The organism is Hominifimenecus sp. rT4P-3 (assembly GCF_051055405.1).
Lineage (GTDB): Bacteria > Bacillota > Clostridia > Lachnospirales > Lachnospiraceae > Pseudolachnospira.
In genome coordinates, this window is sequence record NZ_CP167068.1 from 1,308,329 (window position 1) to 1,326,628 (window position 18,300).

General features: G+C 48.5%; 14 protein-coding genes and 1 riboswitch. Of the genes, 12 read left to right on the plus strand and 2 right to left on the minus strand.

All coding sequences use genetic code 11. The annotated features are described in order from the left end of the window. Nucleotides 1-175: 175 nt before the first annotated feature. The 9 genes from ACCC71_RS06070 to ACCC71_RS06110 all read left to right on the plus strand — a co-directional run bounded on the left by ACCC71_RS06070 (nucleotide 176) and on the right by ACCC71_RS06110 (nucleotide 12,180). Nucleotides 176-1,885 carry an oleate hydratase gene (locus ACCC71_RS06070; RefSeq protein ID WP_434311525.1) on the plus strand — a complete coding sequence of 570 codons (1,710 nt, stop codon included), beginning with the start codon at nucleotides 176-178 and terminating at the stop codon, nucleotides 1,883-1,885. 401 nt (nucleotides 1,886-2,286) lie between these two features. Further along, entirely contained in the window at nucleotides 2,287-3,621 is a 1,335-nt protein-coding gene (gene gdhA / locus ACCC71_RS06075) for an NADP-specific glutamate dehydrogenase (RefSeq protein ID WP_434311526.1), read from the plus strand. Between the two features lie 212 nt (nucleotides 3,622-3,833). Beyond that, nucleotides 3,834-5,174 carry an ATP-binding protein gene (locus tag ACCC71_RS06080; RefSeq protein ID WP_434311527.1) on the plus strand — a complete coding sequence of 447 codons (1,341 nt, stop codon included), beginning with the start codon at nucleotides 3,834-3,836 and terminating at the stop codon, nucleotides 5,172-5,174. Between the two features lie 96 nt (nucleotides 5,175-5,270). After that, a complete protein-coding gene (locus tag ACCC71_RS06085) occupies nucleotides 5,271-5,951 on the plus strand; it encodes a 4'-phosphopantetheinyl transferase family protein (protein ID WP_434311528.1) in 681 nt (226 codons plus the stop codon). After that, nucleotides 5,933-6,772, plus strand: coding sequence for a putative manganese transporter (locus ACCC71_RS06090; RefSeq protein WP_434311529.1), 840 nt, complete (start codon nucleotides 5,933-5,935; stop codon nucleotides 6,770-6,772). The genes ACCC71_RS06085 and ACCC71_RS06090 overlap by 19 nt, the downstream gene beginning before the upstream one ends. Nucleotides 6,773-6,824: 52 nt before the next feature. After that, on the plus strand, nucleotides 6,825-7,571 hold the full coding sequence (locus ACCC71_RS06095) for a pseudouridine synthase (protein WP_434311530.1): 747 nt from the start codon (nucleotides 6,825-6,827) through the stop codon (nucleotides 7,569-7,571). A gap of 13 nt (nucleotides 7,572-7,584) precedes the next feature. Next, complete coding sequence (ligA, locus tag ACCC71_RS06100; protein WP_434311531.1) at nucleotides 7,585-9,546, plus strand: NAD-dependent DNA ligase LigA; 1,962 nt, start codon at nucleotides 7,585-7,587, stop codon at nucleotides 9,544-9,546. 60 nt (nucleotides 9,547-9,606) lie between these two features. Further along, on the plus strand, nucleotides 9,607-10,491 hold the full coding sequence (locus tag ACCC71_RS06105; RefSeq protein WP_434311532.1) for an MBL fold metallo-hydrolase: 885 nt from the start codon (nucleotides 9,607-9,609) through the stop codon (nucleotides 10,489-10,491). A gap of 63 nt (nucleotides 10,492-10,554) precedes the next feature. Next, nucleotides 10,555-10,650, plus strand: a riboswitch (purine riboswitch). Nucleotides 10,651-10,770: 120 nt separating this feature from the next. Next, a complete protein-coding gene (locus ACCC71_RS06110) occupies nucleotides 10,771-12,180 on the plus strand; it encodes an NAD(P)/FAD-dependent oxidoreductase (RefSeq protein WP_434311533.1) in 1,410 nt (469 codons plus the stop codon). Between the two features lie 39 nt (nucleotides 12,181-12,219). Here ACCC71_RS06110 and ACCC71_RS06115 read toward each other — a convergent pair whose 3' ends face one another. Continuing rightward, nucleotides 12,220-13,020, minus strand: coding sequence for a histidinol-phosphatase HisJ family protein (locus tag ACCC71_RS06115; RefSeq protein WP_434311534.1), 801 nt, complete (start codon nucleotides 13,018-13,020; stop codon nucleotides 12,220-12,222). 206 nt (nucleotides 13,021-13,226) lie between these two features. Here ACCC71_RS06115 and ACCC71_RS06120 point away from each other — a divergent pair, with 206 nt between their 5' ends. Next, a complete protein-coding gene (locus tag ACCC71_RS06120) occupies nucleotides 13,227-14,339 on the plus strand; it encodes an aminopeptidase (RefSeq protein ID WP_434311535.1) in 1,113 nt (370 codons plus the stop codon). A gap of 57 nt (nucleotides 14,340-14,396) precedes the next feature. Continuing rightward, on the plus strand, nucleotides 14,397-15,338 hold the full coding sequence (locus tag ACCC71_RS06125; RefSeq protein WP_434311536.1) for a Na/Pi cotransporter family protein: 942 nt from the start codon (nucleotides 14,397-14,399) through the stop codon (nucleotides 15,336-15,338). A gap of 45 nt (nucleotides 15,339-15,383) precedes the next feature. On the opposite strand, the gene ACCC71_RS06130 is transcribed toward ACCC71_RS06125, so the two are convergent. Then, on the minus strand, nucleotides 15,384-16,499 hold the full coding sequence (locus ACCC71_RS06130; RefSeq protein ID WP_434311537.1) for an ROK family transcriptional regulator: 1,116 nt from the start codon (nucleotides 16,497-16,499) through the stop codon (nucleotides 15,384-15,386). Nucleotides 16,500-17,090: 591 nt separating this feature from the next. On the opposite strand from ACCC71_RS06130, the gene ACCC71_RS06135 reads away from it, so the two are divergent. Beyond that, entirely contained in the window at nucleotides 17,091-18,281 is a 1,191-nt protein-coding gene (locus tag ACCC71_RS06135) for a phosphoglycerate kinase (protein ID WP_434311538.1), read from the plus strand. Nucleotides 18,282-18,300 lie beyond the last annotated feature (19 nt).

Here is an 18,300-nt window from a genome sequence, read left to right on the forward strand (position 1 = left end):
TCTATTTTGTCAGGCTGTCTAGGGATTTATTCATGTGTAGATTTTTTGACTCTGGAACTTATAGAAACAAGAGCCAAGCGGACAGGAAGGGAGGATGATTTGACATCTCCAGCATCCTATGTTACGCTGAAGGCGAAGAAACGAATTGGAAGCTCCGTATTTGGGGGACGATTAGATGAAAAAGAGACATTGGAAAAAGGTTCTTGTGGCAGGCGGCGCGGTAGCGGCGGCGGCCATTGTGAAAAAATCTTATGAGGCAAAGACTCGCCGACAGCATCAAAAAGAGGTGGAAGAGCAGCTGAAAAAGAGACGTTATGGAAAACGGCAGGCTTACCTTTTGGGCGACGGGCTTACTGGGCTTGCCGCGGCAGTTTATCTGATACGGGACGCCAGGTTTCCGGCGAATCAGATTCATATTTTTTCCGGCGGCTCCAACACAGTGGAGACTTTTTCGCAGGATGGCTCCTTTCCTTGCTGGCGCAGTCGCTTTTTAGAAGAAAAACTTTATGAGAATTTTTGGGAACTTTTGGAGTCTTTTTCTGTCTCCAAAAAACATGCAAAGATTTCTATGGCTGAGGATATTCGGCGTTTTTCTAAGACTCATCCCGTTTGCGGGAAAGCGCGGATGATAGATGGAAAAGGGCGGATTGTCGATACGGAAAGTTTGGGACTAAATCAAGAGGAACGCCGGAAATTGGCACAGCTTATGACTGCTGGGGAGGATGAACTGGAGGGACAGACGATACAAGATTGGTTTGCATGTCTCCATTTCTTTTCTACAAATTTTTGGCATTTATGGAGGAGCGCTTTTGACATCAGGGAAGAGTGTGGAATTTTAGAATTTCGGCGTTTACTGCTGCGTTGGCTCCCTCATTTTGGTGACATGGATACGATGGAATGGATGTGCCAGTTTCCCATTGCTCCGGAGGACGGGGTTTATCAGAGGCTGCGCTCCTATTTGTCGGAACGAGGAGTCATTTTTGAGGAGAAAAGGGAAATTCAAGAGATTGAGTTGGAGGAGAACCGTGTTTGTGTCACAGGGATATTCGTTCGGGAAGAAGAACGTTCCTACCGTATTCCGATTGCAACCGATGACATTTGCCTAGTCACGGACGGTGATGAACGGCGATGGTTTTCTAGGGGGAATTGGGAACGGCCTGCGAACTGTTTGCTGGATAAGGGGCCGGAGGAAGCCAGCTTTTGGGCTCTGGCAGCGTCAAAACGTCCGGGGGTGCTGGGACGTCCGGAAGTGTTTTTTGAAAACGTTCCGTTTACAGAGACCATGGATTTTTCGATTGTATGTCGGGGAGACACTTTGCTTCGTAAGATAGAAGCATTTTCGGGAAACCGGCCAGGGTCTGGTGGTCTAGTTACTTTAAGGGATTCTTCTTGGGGAATCAGTTTTTTCGTGCCAGTACAACCTTATTATAAGCATCAGCAGCCGGAAGAAACCGTGTTGATTGGATATGGTCAGTATCCAGAGCGCCTGGGTAAATATGTTCAAAAACCAATGAAAGATTGTACGGGCAGAGAAATTGTGGATGAGGTATTGAGCTGTCTAAGATGGCAGGAGATCTGGGAAAAGGTGCAGGAAGAGGTGATTGGCTGCACTTTGACTCGGAAACCATATGCCCGTGCGGCTTTCTCGCCTCATGGGATGGCAGATCGTGTTTCGATTCTGCCAGATCCGGAGGGGAACCTGGCGTTTGCTGGATGGTTCAGCGACTTGCCGGAAGAAACAGCGGGAAGCGAAGAGTGTCAGGTGCGGGCGGCCAGAACAGCGGTGTATGGGCTTTTGCGGGTAGAAAAAGAGGTTTTACCGGTTACTCTTTACCGAAAAGATGCGAAGATATTAGCAAAAGCTTTGTACGCTATATACCAATAAGGGAAAGAAAGTTTTAATAAAAATACATTATCCAAAAAACAATATTTAAATATAAAATATATAAAAAGAAAAATCGAAAAAAGCAGGATAAAACTTTTGATTTTGTATGTTTTTCTGGGGTGAAACTTAAGATAATAAGTGAAAACCAAGCAAAAACTAGAAGATATGGAAGGGATATCCTGCTTTTTTTGTGAAAATCTTTATTTCAATACAGTAAAAAACATAAAAACTTAATTTTGTTAAATTATGGTGTTGACAAACTAAATTTAATACTGTATACTAATAAAAAATATGAAAAACAAAAAAGACGAAACGGTCTTTCTTTTTTCTATCCGGATACATTGACAAAGTGCAGTGATATTTCGCTGCTGTATAAAAGTAAGAAAGTGAGGAGAATGAAGATGTTGTACACAGATGAAGTTATGGAATTATTGAAAAAGATAAATCCCGGTGAAGCAGAGTATCATCAGGCGGCGGGTGAATTTTTGGATTCTATCCGTCCGGTGATCGAGACCCACGAAGAAGAGTATCGCAGCGTTCGTTTGCTGGAGCGTCTCTTGGAGCCGGAAAGATGTATTTCTTTTCGTGTACCCTGGGTGGATGATAAGGGACAGGTGCAGGTTCACCGCGGTTATCGCGTGCAGTTTAACAGCGCGTTAGGGCCGTATAAAGGAGGTCTTCGTTTCCATCCCAGTGTAAACGGAAATACCATGCGTTTTCTTGCTTTTGAGCAAACTTTCAAAAATGCCTTGACCGGCCAGGCCATCGGCGGAGGCAAGGGTGGTTCGAATTTTAACCCGAAGGGAAAATCAGAGCGGGAGATTATGGCGTTTTGCCAGAGCTTTATGACAGAACTCTATAAGTATATTGGACCGGATGAGGATGTACCTGCTGGCGATATCGGTGTAGGCGGCCGGGAAATCGGCTATCTGTTTGGCCAATATAAGCGTCTGACCAATCAGATGCACGGCGCTCTTTCCGGAAAGGGGTTGGCCTCCGGCGGGTCTTTGGTGAGAACCGAAGCGACGGGCTATGGTCTTCTGTATATCTGTGAAGAGATGCTTCAGGCGGCAGGAAAAACCGTGGAAGGAAAGAATGTAATTGTTTCCGGTTCTGGCAACGTGGCGATTTATGCAGTGGAAAAGGCGGAACAGATGGGAGCAAAAGTCTTGACTGTCAGCGATTCCAATGGTTTTGTCTATGATCCCGACGGTATCCGCGTGGATCTGGTTAAGGAAATCAAAGAGGTTCGCCGCGGACGTATTAGTGAGTACGCAGATATGGTGCCCTCTGCCAGCTACTATGAGGGCAGAAAAGTTTGGGAAGTACCTTGCGATATTGCTCTTCCCTGCGCAATTCAAAATGAGATCGATATGGAAGATGCCAAAAAACTGGTGCAAAACGGATGTTTTGCCCTTGCGGAGGGCTCGAATATGCCGATCACCCGCGAGGCTACCATTTATTTGCAGGGCCAGGGACTGCTGTTTATGCCGAGTAAGGCGGCGAATGCAGGCGGCGTAGCCGTATCCGCATTGGAGATGGCTCAGAACAGTTCCAGAAAGAGAAGAAGCTTTGAAAAAGTAGATGCGGATCTCCATAAAATCATGAAAAATATTTATGCCCAGGTAGCATTGGCTGCTGAAAAGTATGGCCATACCGGAGACTTTGTTATAGGCGCAAATATTGCCGGATTCCGCCGCGTGGCAAAAGCCATGAGAGAACAGGGCTGGGTATAAATTTTGTTGAATCATCCTTTACCTATAGTACAAAGAAAGACCGTCGGAATATCCGGCGGCCTTTCTTTGTTTTTGCATTTCGTGTAATAAGACTCTCTGATAACTTGCTTTTTCGTGAAAAAGGAAAAGCATTCAACTTGCTTTTTCGTGATTTCTGCGGTATAATAAGCGCGGCGTCAGAGTAGACTATATCCGCAAGGAGGTTTTCGTATATGCTGAAAAGAAAAATATATGACGATCTGCTGGACTGGAAGCGTAAAAGCAAGGGACAGACTGCGCTCTTAATCGATGGCGCGCGTCGTGTCGGTAAAAGCTATATAGCCGAGCGTTTTGCGGAGAATGAATATAAGAGCCACATTATTATTGATTTCGGTAATGCGCCGCAGGATATTCTTGATCTTTTTTCTTATGAAAGCTCTGACATGGATTTGTTTTTCGCGAAACTATCTGCTTTCTATTCTACCTTGCTGTACAAACGGGAATCACTGATTGTTTTTGATGAAGTGCAGCAGTTTCCGAGAGCGCGGCAGCTGATCAAATATTTTGTTGCAGACGGACGTTATGATTTTTTGGAAACGGGATCGCTGATTCGCCTGAAAAAGAATACGGAGAATATCATAATTCCGTCCGAGGAAGAACATATAGAACTGTTGCCGATGGACTTTGAAGAGTTTCTTTGGGCGATGGGAGATGAGGTGACGGTTCCCCTGATCCGCAAGTGTTTTGAATCCAAAACGCCGCTTGGGCAAACACTGCACCGTAAAATTATGAATGATTTTCGGCAATATGTCCTTGTAGGGGGGATGCCGCAATCCATTCTTGCGTATCGAAATGGAAAAGATTTTGAGGCGTCCGATGAAGCAAAGCGGCGTATTCTCCGCCTTTACCGCGACGATGTTTCCAAATTTGCCGCAGGCTACGAAGAAAAAGTCTATGCCGTGTTCGATGGAATTCCCGGCCAGCTTTCAAAAAAAGAGAAAAAATATACGCTGTCCTCTATTAGTAGAGACGCCCGTTTTCGCGCGTATGAAGATTCGTTCATTTGGTTAAATGAGGCAATGGTAATCAACGCCTGTTTCAATGCAACCGATCCCAATGTAGGGCTGGCGCTCAGTGCGGATCATGCGATGCAAAAGTGTTATATGGCAGATACCGGGCTTCTGGTTACGCATACCTTTATGGATACTGCCTTCACAGATAATGAGCTGTATAGAGCGATTCTTTTTGATAAGCTTGATATTAATGAAGGTATGATCATGGAAAATATCGTAGCACAGATGCTTCGTCGGGGCGGGCATAGGCTTTATTTCTATTCGCGCAGCGATAGTGCAAATCGAGTAAACCATATGGAAATTGATTTCCTGATTACCGAAAAAAAGAAGATTTCGCCGATAGAAGTGAAATCTGCCAATTATCGTTCTCACTCATCTATTGATAAGTTTAGAAAAAAGTTTTCACCTAAAGTCGGGACGCCATACATCCTTTATCCAAAGGATGTTATGGAAAAGGATGGGATTTGGCATCTTCCGCTATACATGGCAATGTTTCTATAATTATCCCGCTATGAGGCAGTTGTTCCCTTGTCAATTAAAGGTATCTCCAGTTGGTATGGGAGATATTTTGCCGGAGAAAAAAAGGAGGATTGGTCTGTGATACAGACGGCGGTCATGGATGTGCGGTGGCTGGAAGATGAGACACAATTAGAAATGTATTCCAGCTTTGTATCCAAACGATGTCAGGACAAGCTGCAGCGTCTTCGGCCGATTTCTTCGCGGGCAAGATCGCTGGGGGCGGAGCTTTTGCTTTGGGCAATGTTAAGGCGGCAGCAAAGAACGGTAAAATGGGAGATTTCAGAAAGTACGGGAGGGAAACCCTATTTCGCCACTGCGCCGGAACTTAAGTTTAATTTGTCCCATTCGGGCTATTTTGCAGCCGGCGCGGTGGCGCAGGCTGCGGTTGGTGTGGATATCCAGGAAGTTCGTCCGCAAAAAGCCAATGTGGCGGGCCGGTATTTTACGGAAGCGGAAAGAACTTATATCGCAGAAGCCGAACATCCGGAACAGGCTTTTATGGAGGTTTGGTCTTTGCGGGAAAGCTATCTAAAAAAGACGGGAGAAGGTCTGGCGCTCTCCTTAAACGAGTTTTCCATCTTGCCGGGAGAGCATTTTCGTGTGTGCCGGAACGGTGTTTTACAGGAAGAACGACTAAAGCTTTGGCATCCGGAGCCTGGTTACGCGTTGGCAGTTTGCGGTCAGGAAGAAATTTTTCCGCTGGTTTGGCGGGTGACAGAAAAAGAAGTGAGGGATTTGATATGGAATGGGAAGAGCTGATCGATACCTTTTTGGAAGCGACCAGCATGGTGCCGTTTTTGTTCGCGGCATTTCTATTGGTGGAATGGATTGAAAAAAGAGGGCAGGAAACCTTTGCCGGCGCGCTGAAAAAGACGCGAAGCGCCGGACCGGTAATCGGTTCTATTCTGGGATGCGTTCCCCAGTGTGGTTTTTCCGCGGCGTCCGCCAATCTCTATGCGGTTGGGTTGGTGACGCCAGGAACGTTGTTGGCGGTATTTATCGCTACCTCCGACGAGGCGATTTTGGTTTTGATGGCGCATCCAGAAGGGATTCCGGTGATTGGGAAATTGATTCTTTGCAAGATTATCATCGGCGTCGTTGCCGGTTATCTTGTGGACCTCTGGAATCAGAAGTATCCTTTGGGAAAACCGAAACGGATTGAGCAGCTCTGCGAGAATTGTCACGACGAGGAAGAGGGGATTTTCCGTGCGGCATTGGAACATACCGCGAAAATATACGTGTTTTTGCTGATCTTGATGTTAGCCCTGGAGCTTTTGATGGAATTTGGCGGAGCCGGTTTGCTGCAAGAGTTGGCCGCCGGGACAAAGCTATGGCAGCCTCTTTTGACTGCCGCGGTGGGATTGATCCCCAGCTGCCTTCCTTCCGTGGTTTTGGCGGAGCTTTTCCTTCAGGGAGCGATCTCTTTTGGCGCGGTAGCCGCCGGGTTGATCTCTGGCGCCGGCGTTGGCATTGCCGTATTGTTTCGCGCAAATCCGGATAAAAAAGAGAACGCCCGCCTGGTAGCGATTCTGTACGGGATTGGGGCGGTCTGCGGTATTTTAATTCAGTTGTTTTTGTAGAAGGCATAAGAGCAGTCATTTGATTTATACTAGATAGAGAAAGGGCAATCGGATGGAAGCGACTCGTTTGAATAAATATTTGAGCGCTGCGGGGGTCTGCTCCCGCAGAGAGGCGGATCGATGGATCGAGGAAGGCCGGGTGTTCGTAGATGGAAAGCCGGCGGAACCTGGGCAGAAAGTAATGGATACGAGCGAGGTGACGGTGGACGGCCGCCGGATCGAGAAAAGGCAGGAGGAAGTTATTCTTGCCGTCTATAAGCCCCAGGGAATTGTATGCACGACTGCGGAGCATCGGGGGGAGAAAAATATTGTGGATCTGGTACGGTACCCGGAGCGGATTTATCCGGTGGGACGGTTGGATAAGGCGTCGGAGGGATTGATCTTGATGACGAATATCGGCGCGATTACCGATCAGATTCTGCGGGGAAGCAATTACCATGAAAAGGAATACCAGGTCCGGATCAATCGTCCGGTGACATTGGAGTTTTTGCAGCAGATGCGAAGCGGTGTTCCTATCTTGGATACGGTGACCAGACCTTGTCAGGTAAAAAAAACAGGGCCGGACAGTTTCCGCATTATCTTAACCCAGGGATTAAATCGTCAGATTCGCCGTATGTGCGAGGCGCTTGGCTGCCGTGTGGTGGAGTTAAAGCGGCTGCGGGTCATGAATATTACCTTGGGAGATTTAAAGCCGGGAGAGTATCGAAAGATTGAAGGCCCGGAAAAAGACGAGCTTTTTGCTCTTCTTTCCGGAAGACGCCAGGAAGATAAAAAACAGACGCTTGGGTATCGCCAATAAGCGGGAGGCAGAGATGGAACAGACAAAAATGGAACGGATGAAGGAACTGGTAGATCAGTTGAACGCGGCGTCCCGCGCCTACTATCAGGAAAGCTCCGAGATCATGACGAATTACGATTATGATAAGCTTTATGATGAGCTTTTGTGCCTGGAACAGGAAACAGGAGTCGTGCTGTCGGCAAGTCCGACCATCCATGTAGGCTATGAGCTGCTCAGCCAGCTTCCCAAGGAAGCCCATGAGTCGCCGATGCTGTCCTTAGATAAGACGAAGGATATCGAAGCGCTTCAAGAATGGCTGGGAGATCAGGAAGGCTTGCTGTCCTGGAAGATGGATGGACTGACGATTGTGCTGACTTACCGGGATGGCAAGTTAGCTAAGGCGGTTACGCGGGGAAACGGAGAAGTCGGAGAGGTAGTGACCAGCAACGCGCGGGTTTTTAAAAACGTACCCCTCAATATTTCTTATACAGGAGAATTGGTGCTTCGGGGCGAGGCGGTTATCCGTTATTCGGATTTTCGAAAGATCAATGCAGAGCTGGAAGATGAGGAGGAGAAATACAAAAATCCCCGGAATCTTTGCAGCGGCTCTGTCCGCCAGCTGAACAATCAAGTGACGGCAAAAAGAAGCGTCTGTTTTTATGCGTTTACGCTGGTGAAAGCCGACGGCGTGGATTTTCATAATTCCCGATCGGAACAGATGGAATGGCTCCGAAGCATGGGTTTTGACGTGGTCTACTATGAGCATGTGACCAGGGAAAACGTGGCTTCCAGCGTGATTTCCTTTGCCGGAATGGTAACGGAAAACGACTTGCCGTCGGATGGCCTGGTTTTGATCTTTGAAGATATTGCCTATGGCCGTTCCCTGGGCCGGACCGCGAAATTTCCCAGGGACTCCATCGCCTTTAAGTGGAGCGATGAGCTGGGAGAGACGGCGCTGCGGGAGATCGAGTGGAGTCCGTCCCGGACTGGGCTCATTAACCCGGTGGCCATCTTCGAACCAGTCCAATTGGAGGGAACGACGGTCAGCCGCGCCAGCGTTCACAATTTGAGCATTCTAGAATCGTTAAAGCTGGGAATCGGAGACCGGATTACCGTATATAAGGCCAATATGATTATTCCTCAGATTGCGGAAAATCTAACCAAGAGCGGGCCGGTACAACCGCCGGAATGCTGTCCGGTTTGCGGAGGACGGACCGAAGTCCGCCAGACAACGGATGTGAAGTCTCTGTACTGTACGAATCCGGAATGCCAGGCGAAACGAATCAAAAGCTTTGCCCTGTTTGTCAGCCGGGACGCTCTAAATATCGACGGCTTGTCGGAAGCTACCTTGGAGAAATTTATCGGAGCTGGCTTTGTAAAGAATTTTGCGGATCTGTTTTCTTTGGGCGAACACGAAGAAGAGATCATTGCCATGGAAGGGCTGGGAAAAAAATCCTTTGACAATTTGATGGCTGCGCTGGAGCAGGCAAAGCATACGACGCTCCCACGCCTGATCTACAGTCTTGGCATTGCCAATATCGGCCCGGCCAACGCAAGAATGCTCTGCCGCGCCTTTGGCTATGAGATGGACCGAATCCGTAAGGCGACCCAGGAGGAACTGGTGGCGGTGGACGGTATCGGAGAGGTGATTGCAGAAGGCATCCGCGAGTATTTTTCAAAAGAGGAAAATCAGCGTTTGGTGGACGCTTTGCTATCCATCCTGGAGTTGGAAAAGCCGGAGGAAGAGCAGGAGGAGAAGCCGCTTTTGGGGAAAACTTTTGTCATTACCGGAAGCCTGACCCATTTTTCCAACCGAAAGGAAGCCCAGGAGTTGATTGAGCGGCTGGGAGGAAAGGCGGCGGGCAGCGTCAGCAGTAAGACGGATTATCTGATCAACAATGATACGACTTCGGCGTCTTCCAAAAACCGGAAGGCGCGGGAACTGGGAATACCGATTCTTTCGGAGGAAGAGTTCCTCCAGATGGTAGAGCAGTAGCTTCCACTGGCAAAGGCGTGTATGCTCTTGCGCATGGAAGGGAAAGGGAGGTTCGTGGAGATGTACGAAAGAATGAAAGCCGGAGAGAGGACCTATTGGATTTCTTGTCCATCCCGGATGGGGATTTATCAAATCAGTGATCGGGAAGTTTGCCTGATTGACAGTGGAAATGACAAGGACGCTGGAAAAAAGGTACAGAAAATATTGGCGGAGCAGGGATGGGAGTTAAAAATGATTTTCAATACCCATTCCCATGCCGACCATATCGGGGGAAATCAGCTGCTCCAGCAAAGACTGGGGTGTAAGATTTATGCGCCGGGGACGGAAACTGCCTTTGTGCGCTATCCGGAACTGGAACCGTCGTTTCTCTATGGCGGATATCCGATCAAGGAGCATCGGAATAAGTTCCTGCTGGCAAAGGAGAGTTTGGTAGAAGAGCTGACGCCCGAAGTGCTGCCGGAAGGCTTGGAAATGATTTTGCTGCCAGGACATTCCTTTTCCATGGCTGGATTTCATACCAGCGACGATGTTTGGTTTCTGGCCGATAGTTTGACCAGCGAGGAAGTATTGGAAAAGTACCATGTATCGTTTCTTTATGACGTGCAGGCGTATCTGGATAGTTTGGATCGGGTCGAGAACCTTTCCGGTAAGCTTTTTATTCCCTCCCATGCGGAACCGGTTTCTGATATTCGGCCTTTGGTACAAAAAAACCGGGAAAAGGTTCTAGAAGTTGCGGCGTTTGTGCGGGATTTTTGCCGGGAACCCAAAAGCACGGAGGAGGTCGTACAGGCTGTATTTTACCAATATCAGTTAAAAATGGACGCGGTTCAGTATGTGCTGATCGGCAGTACGATTCGCTCTTATCTTGCTTATTGGAGAGAAAAGCAAGAACTTTTTCCTATGTTTGAAGAAAATCGGTGGCTATGGACCTGGGAAAAAGAGTGAAATTTTGTATGATTTTGGGGCGCGGGCACAGATCTGCTTGACAGAATAGCCGTTCTTTTATAGAATAATACCCGGAGCGCAACATATATAAATTCATAGGATGGTTGAATGTTTCTACCAGCTGCCGAACAGCTGACTATAGGTTTGCTTCCCGCGTTAGGGGAAATCTATCGTCTTTGCCCGGCGGCTGGTTTGTTTTTGCCCTATGTAGCATTTTTCCTTTTGCCGGAGAGCGGAAAGGAGATCAGTTTTTCAGATTGAAAATGAGGAGGAAAAGACATGAAATACGATGTTGTCATTATTGGAGCCGGCCCTGCCGGTATTTTTACCGCATTGGAGCTGATTCGAGGAGGGAGTTCCAAGAAAGTACTGATTGTTGAGAAGGGCGTGGCCATTGAAGAACGGCGGTGTCCCAAGGTAAAAACGCAAAAATGCGTCAATTGTAAACCTTATTGCCATATCACGACAGGATTTTCCGGGGCCGGAGCATTTTCCGATGGCAAGCTGTCCTTAAGTTATGAAGTGGGCGGTGATTTTCCGACTCTGGTAGGAGAGGCATTTGCCCAGGATCTGATTCATTACACGGATCAGATTTATCTGGAATTCGGCGCGGATGAGCATGTGGAGGGCCTGGGCCAAAGCGAGGAAGTAAAGGATATCCGAAAGCGCGCCATCAAAGCAGGATTGAAGCTGGTGGATTGCCCGATCCGTCATCTGGGAACGGAAAAAGCGCAGACGATCTATTATTCGATTGAGCAGTATTTATTGGAACACGGCGTGGAAATTTTGTTTGGGCAGGAATGTCAGAACTTAATTTTGGAGGACCATGTCTGTAAAGGAGTGATTTTACGTAAGAAAGACGTGGAGCAGGAAGTTTTTGCAGAAAAGACCATCATTGCGACTGGCCGCAGAGGCGCGGATTGGCTGGATCATATCTGTGCCGAGCACAATATTGCGCACCAGCCTGGAACCGTGGACATCGGCGTGCGGGTGGAGGTTCGGAATGAAGTTATGGAAAAGGTGAACCGGGTGCTGTACGAATCCAAGTTGATCGGATACCCGAAGCCTTTCAAAAACAAGGTCCGCACGTTCTGCCAGAATCCAGGCGGTTTTGTCAGTCAGGAAAATTATGACAATGATTTGGCTGTTGTCAACGGCCATTCCTATAAAGAGTTAAAGTCGGACAATACAAATCTGGCGATTCTCTGTTCTCATAACTTTAATCAGCCCTTTAACCAGCCGATCGCCTATGCGCAGAAAGTCGGAGAACTGACCAATATGCTGGGAGCAGGCCATATCCTGGTGCAGCGGTACGGCGATATCCTGGATGGAAAGCGTACCTGGCCCAAGGAGCTTTTATTTTCCAATGTAAAGCCGACCCTCCCCGACGCTGTGGCCGGGGACATTACGGCGGCCATGCCCTACCGGGCGATGCTCAATATCATCAATTTCATTGCGGCTTTGGATCAGGTGGTACCAGGCTTTGCGGCGGAGGAAACGCTGCTGTATTCCCCGGAGCTAAAGTTTTACAGCAACCGGGTAAAAATGGATGAGAATTTAAATACCAGTATTGCCGGGCTTCACTGTCTGGGCGATTCCAGCGGTTGGACGCGGGGACTGATGATGGCTTCCGCCATGGGAGTCCATATGGGACGCCAGATTTTGGCAGAAGAACAGAAGACAAAGTAAAACAATAAAAGGGGAGACCCTTTGGCACCCGAATCTTATTTACAAGGGACGAAATTCTGGTTTTCTGTTTTTGAAAATGGTATAGTATCGGAATCCACAGTAAGTGAGAAGATCTTTTATTTGCTGAAAATTTTCTCCGATATTGGATGGAGCATGGGCGTCGGAACCGAGCGTTATAATTTCGCCGCCCATTTCCCGGTACCTGCGGAGAAGATCGGGATGCGGGTTCGGAAAGTCCAAACCGGAACGAAGGCCGGAGGTATTGCATTCCAGCCCTTTTCCTTTATCAATCAGGGTTCGCAGGATTTCATCCAGCACATCTTTTTGTTTGGCGTAAGAGTAGCAAGCGGCTTTGGTTGGGCCGTACCGGACCACATAGTCGATATGCCCGGCCACGTCATAGCAGTCGTAGGTCTTTAGATTTTCCAGCTCTTCTTCAAAATACAGCCGATAGGCGCGTTCTTCGGAGATTCCTTCAAAGAACTCTTTTTCATAAGGGTCTAAGCGGCGGGAGACGTGGGTCGAGCCGATAACAAAGTCAAAGGGATAGTGGGAAATATATTCCGGCAACTGCTTTTTTAGATGAGGCTGCAGGCCCAGTTCTACGCCAATGCAAAGTTGTATCTGCTCCCGGTAGGTTTCTTTCAGCGCGGCCAGCTTTTGAAAATAGGCGTCGGTATCGAAGAGAAAATCGTACTCTCCGGGAGGAAAGTCGAAGTCCTGATGATCGGTCAGGCAGATCGTGTCCATTCCAAGAGAAATTGCCTTTTGAATCTGGAGTTCCGGGTCTGTTTCGGAATCGCTGGAAAATGAGGTGTGTATATGAAAATCCGGGTACATAAAAAGTCCTTTCTACTAAAACAAGTTCACTTTTATGTCCAGAATAGTGGAAAGCCTTCGATTTGTCAACTTTTTTCCGCCCCTTTACAAATCTCTTTTCTTGAGAGATAATACCTTCAGTTGACAAGAGCATACTCTGTCCTGACCGTGTGTGCCCTTGTCAATTGAAGGTACCTTTAACGGAATCAAAGAAAGGAGCCATTTTTATGGACGAACGCATCAAAACCTTGGCCTACAACCTGATTCATTATTCCTGCCGCGTGCAGCCGGGGGAAAATGTGTATATCGAATATATTGGTCAGGATACGACGGATTTAGCCAGGCAGCTGATCAAAGAAACCTATGCGGCCGGCGGCCGGCCGTTTCCCCACTTTCAGGACCCTCGTATTCGCCGGGAGTTGATCCTACACTGCACCGAAGAGCAGCTCGCTCTGATGGCGCGTCTTGACAGCGAAGAGATGAAGGAGATGGATGCCTATATCGCCGTGCGGGGGGCGGATAATATTTCGGAGCTCTCGGATTTGCCGGCAGATCAGCAGGCGCTTTACCGGAAGCTTTATCAGCGTCCGGTCACGGACATCCGTGTCAATGAAACCAAGTGGGTCGTGCTCCGTTACCCCAATGCGTCGATGGCACAGGCGGCCGGCACCAGCCTGGAAGCTTTTGAAGATTTCTATTTTGACGTCTGCAATCTGGACTACTCCAAGATGGCGGAAGCGATGAAGCCGCTGGTATCGTTGATGGAGCGGACCGACCGGGTGCGTCTGGTGGGGCCTGGCACGGATTTGCGCTTTTCGATCAAGGGGGTTCCGGCTATTCCCTGCGCCGGTGAGTGCAATATTCCCGACGGCGAGGTTTATACCGCGCCGGTGAAGGACTCAGTGGAGGGGATTTTGTCTTACAATACCCCGTCGGTGGAACAGGGATTTACCTTTGAAAATGTGAAGCTGACCTTTGAAAAAGGAAAGATCGTGAAAGCTCAGGCCAATGACACGGAGCGGATCAACCGAATTTTTGACACGGATGAAGGCGCCCGGTATATCGGAGAATTTGCCATCGGCGTAAATCCCTATGTACTGGAGCCTATGAAGGATATTTTGTTTGATGAAAAGATTATGGGGTCGTTCCACTTTACGCCGGGGAGCTGTTATGAGGATGCGCCCAATGGAAACCATTCGGCGATTCACTGGGATTTGGTCTGCATTCAGAGGCCGGAGTATGGCGGAGGAGAGATATATTTTGACGACGTGCTGATCCGCAAGGACGGCAGGTTTGTTCTGCCGGAGCTTCAATGTTTGAATCCGGAAAACCTAAAATAGATCATATTCTTTCGCGGGCGCAATAAAATAGGATGAAGAGTACTGGGAGGTTATCCTTTGTTCTATTTTTTTGGCGGTCTGGGGATTTTTTTATACGGAATTCATGAGATGAGCGAGGCCATGGAGCAGCTATTTGCCGGCCGGTTTCGTCAGCGGCTGATGCACCTGGTATCCGGCCGCTTTCGGGCGATTGCGCTTGGCTGCGGTATCACCGGGGTAGTGCAAAGCAGCACGGTGGTGACGGTGATGATTGTCAGTCTGGTGGAAGCGGGACTGCTTCCGCTGCGGCAGGCCTTTGATTTGATCATGGGGGCAAATGTAGGGACGACGGTGACTGCCTGGATGATTTCGATGAAGCAGCTGCCGTCGGTTCCCTGGCTGATGCCGGCGTTGGCTGCGGGAGGCTTTTTATGTATGGCGTGGAAACGGTTTCCCTGGAAGCGGCAGGCGGAACTCGCCATGGGATTTGGCTTACTCTTTCTTGGATTGGACTGGATGGAAGAGGGAATTACCGCGGGAAATGGCCTGGACGGAATCTTGCAATGGGTCCTTGCCATGGGAGAAAAGCCTCTGGCTGGTATCTTAGCCGGTATCGTATTGGTCTGTATTATTCAAAGCTCGTCAGCGGGAATTGGAATTTTGCAGGTATTGGCTCTGTCCGGACAAATCAGTTGGAGCGCAGCCGTCTATTTGACCTTGGGGCAAAATATTGGCACCTGTCTGACGACCCTTTTGGCTGGCGTGAGTCTGGGAGCGGAGGCAAAGGCTGCCGCCCGTTTTCATCTGATATTCAATTTAGCGGGAGTCGTGGTTTTGGCTCCGGTCTGTGCCGCTTTCTTTTCTCTAAATACACAAATCGCCGCACAGCCCATCACGCCTACCGGCCTGGCGCTGTTTCACACGGTGTTTAACGTGGTCAGCGTGGCGGGAGTTTATCCCTTTGTCGGGAAACTGGCGAAATGGGAAGCACGGCGAATACAGTCGGAAGTCCTTTCGTAAAGCGTTCGTGTCCTAACCGTGTATGCTCTTGTCAATGGAAGGGCATTAGATACTTTTAATAAATTGATCGATGTAATGAAGGGCAGATCCAATGGCGGCTGTCTCAAATTTATAACGGCAACAGAAAATATAGGGGTCCTTTTCCTCAAAAGGACTTCTTTTTTCGACCATTTCCCGGAATTCATCCAGGTAGTCGTTTAGATAAGGCCCTACGTATCCGCCGAGAATAATATCGCAGTCATAATGCATGCGCAGATTATTGACCGCGATCGCCAGGTAGTCCAGATACTCCCGGAAAGCCGACAGATAGGGTTCTTGTCCTTCTGCTACATATTGAAAGAAGCGCTGCATCTTGCCGTCGGCCATATCAGAGAGCAGGTTGGCGGAACAGTATGCGTTGAGGCAGCCCTTTTTTCCGCAATAGCAGGGCTTCCCATCGGGGATCAGGGTAACGTGGCCGAATTCACAGCTTTTTTGGTGCGTGCCGGTATAGAGCCGGTTTCGGTGGACAATCGCGCCGCCGACCGAGTTGCTGAGCGATAGATATACGATGGAATCTTCCCGGTCCGAGTTCCACCACTCGGCAAAGCCGCCGGAGTTGGCGTCGTTGAATAAAAGAAACGGGAAGGGGATGTGAGGTTTCAGCTTTTGATAGAGATCCTTCGGAGCGCGCACCGCTTTTGCGTAGATCACGGTTTTTTTGTCTTCCGCAATGATGGCGGGCAGGGAGATCCCAAGCCCTAAAATCTTTTCCCGATCCAAATGACTTCGCTCAATAAAGGAATCAATGAACTTTCCTAGGGTATTATAATAGAATAAGCTATCCACAAAACGGTGCCGAATACGGCTGTATTGGAGTACGGTAGCTTCCATATCGATGGCTACCAGACTGATATGATTGGCGGTAATGTCTAGACCTAGAGCAATTTTAGCATCGGGGACGCACTGGATCACTTTCGCTTTCCGGCCTCCCGTGGATTCAAAGGTTCCGGTTTCGGTAATCAGCCCCAGCTGCCGCAGTACAGCCAGATTTTGATTGACTGTCGGCATGCTGAGAGAAAGCCCTTTGGCGATCTCCTGCTGGGAAACGCCTTTTTCTCGGTAGATAAAACGGTAGATTTCATTGCGGTTGATCTGTTTAATCTGTGTTGTATGCGCCATGATACGGATACCACCTTAACGTCTAGGCAAATTTGGAACGATCCAATAAAACCAATTCATTGTAAATTATAAGTAGAATTATCGGAAATGTCAATCTGAAAAGTACTTTTGCAAAAAGAATTATAGAAAGTAAAGCGAAAAAATCAGGCGAAAAGCGAGTGGAAGTGAGGGAATATTTTTGGCGTCCTGGAAAAAGAACAGAAAATGGAAGGGAAATGACCCGAATTCCAAGCAACTTTTGAAGGGAATTTGAGCTCCTTTCAAAAAGAATTGTTTTGGCTTGCAGCATGAGGGAGTCCTTGTTATACTAAAGCGGAATTGACGAAGTGAAATTCAGTCTGAATGACTCAGCGCCTATGACTGTTCCTCTTTGACGTTTTTATGCTGAGTCATCCTGTGCTGTAAGCCCGGCATAGGCTAGGCTTACAGCACTTTCTATTCTATAGGAAAGTTCTCCGACATTTTCTATTAGAATAAAAAACACTCCGCAAAGGAACGCACTTGCTTTCCCAGATGATCTTTGTTAAAATAAAGATGTATTCTGTGCCGTTTTTTAGAGGGTAGCAGGAAGAACCGAAAGGAGTGCAGATTATGTTAAATAAGAAATCAATCGATGATATTCAAGTAAAAGGAAAACGTGTGTTGGTGCGCTGTGATTTCAACGTACCTCTTCAAGACGGAAAGATTACGGATGAAGTCCGCCTGACAGCGGCGCTTCCGACTTTAAAGAAATTGATTGCGGACGGTGGCCGTCTGATTCTTTGCTCTCATCTGGGAAAACCCAAGGGAGAGCCAAAGCCGGAATTGTCTTTGGCTCCGGTAGCAGAGCGTCTCAGTGAGCTTTTAGGGCAGGAGGTTCGGTTTGCGGCGGACCCGGAAGTGGTCGGCCCGAACGCGAAAAAAGCGGCCGCGGAGCTTCAAGACGGAGAGGTTATGCTTTTGGAAAATACTCGCTACCGTGCGGAAGAGACGAAAAATGGCGAGGCGTTCAGTAAGGATTTGGCATCGTTAGCGGAAGTTTTTGTGGACGATGCTTTTGGCACGGCTCACCGGGCTCACTGCTCCAATGTGGGCGTGACCGAATTCCTGAGCCCCTGTGCAGTTGGATATCTGATGCAGAAGGAAATCGATTTTCTTGGGAACGCGGTGAATCAGCCGGAACGCCCCTTTGTGGCGATTCTCGGCGGTTCCAAGGTTTCCAGTAAAATCTCTGTGATTAACAATCTGCTGGATAAAGTGGATACGCTGATCATTGGGGGTGGGATGGCCTACACCTTTTTAAAGGCCCAGGGAAAAGAGGTTGGCACGTCTCTTCTGGAGGCTGATTATATCGATTACGCAAAAGAGATGATGGAAAAGGCCGCTGCGAAGCAGGTGGAGCTGTTGATTCCGATGGATACGGTGGTGGCGAAGGAATTTGCCAACGACGCGCCTTCCCGCGTGGCGGAGGGGGATATTCAGCCGGATGAGATGGGACTGGATATTGGTCCGAAGACGAGAGAGCGGTTTGCGGCGGCGTTAAAAAATGCAAAGACGGTTGTATGGAATGGACCGATGGGCGTATTTGAAATGCCGAATTTCGCGGCGGGCACCATTGCGGTAGCAAAGGCTTTGGCGGAGATTTCCGCAACTACGATTATTGGCGGCGGCGATTCGGCAGCGGCGGTAAATCAGCTGGGCTTTGGAGATAAGATGACGCATATTTCCACCGGCGGCGGCGCTTCCTTGGAATTCTTGGAAGGAAAAGAACTGCCTGGTGTGGCGGCAGCTGACGATAAATAGAATGAGAAGTTCGATAACA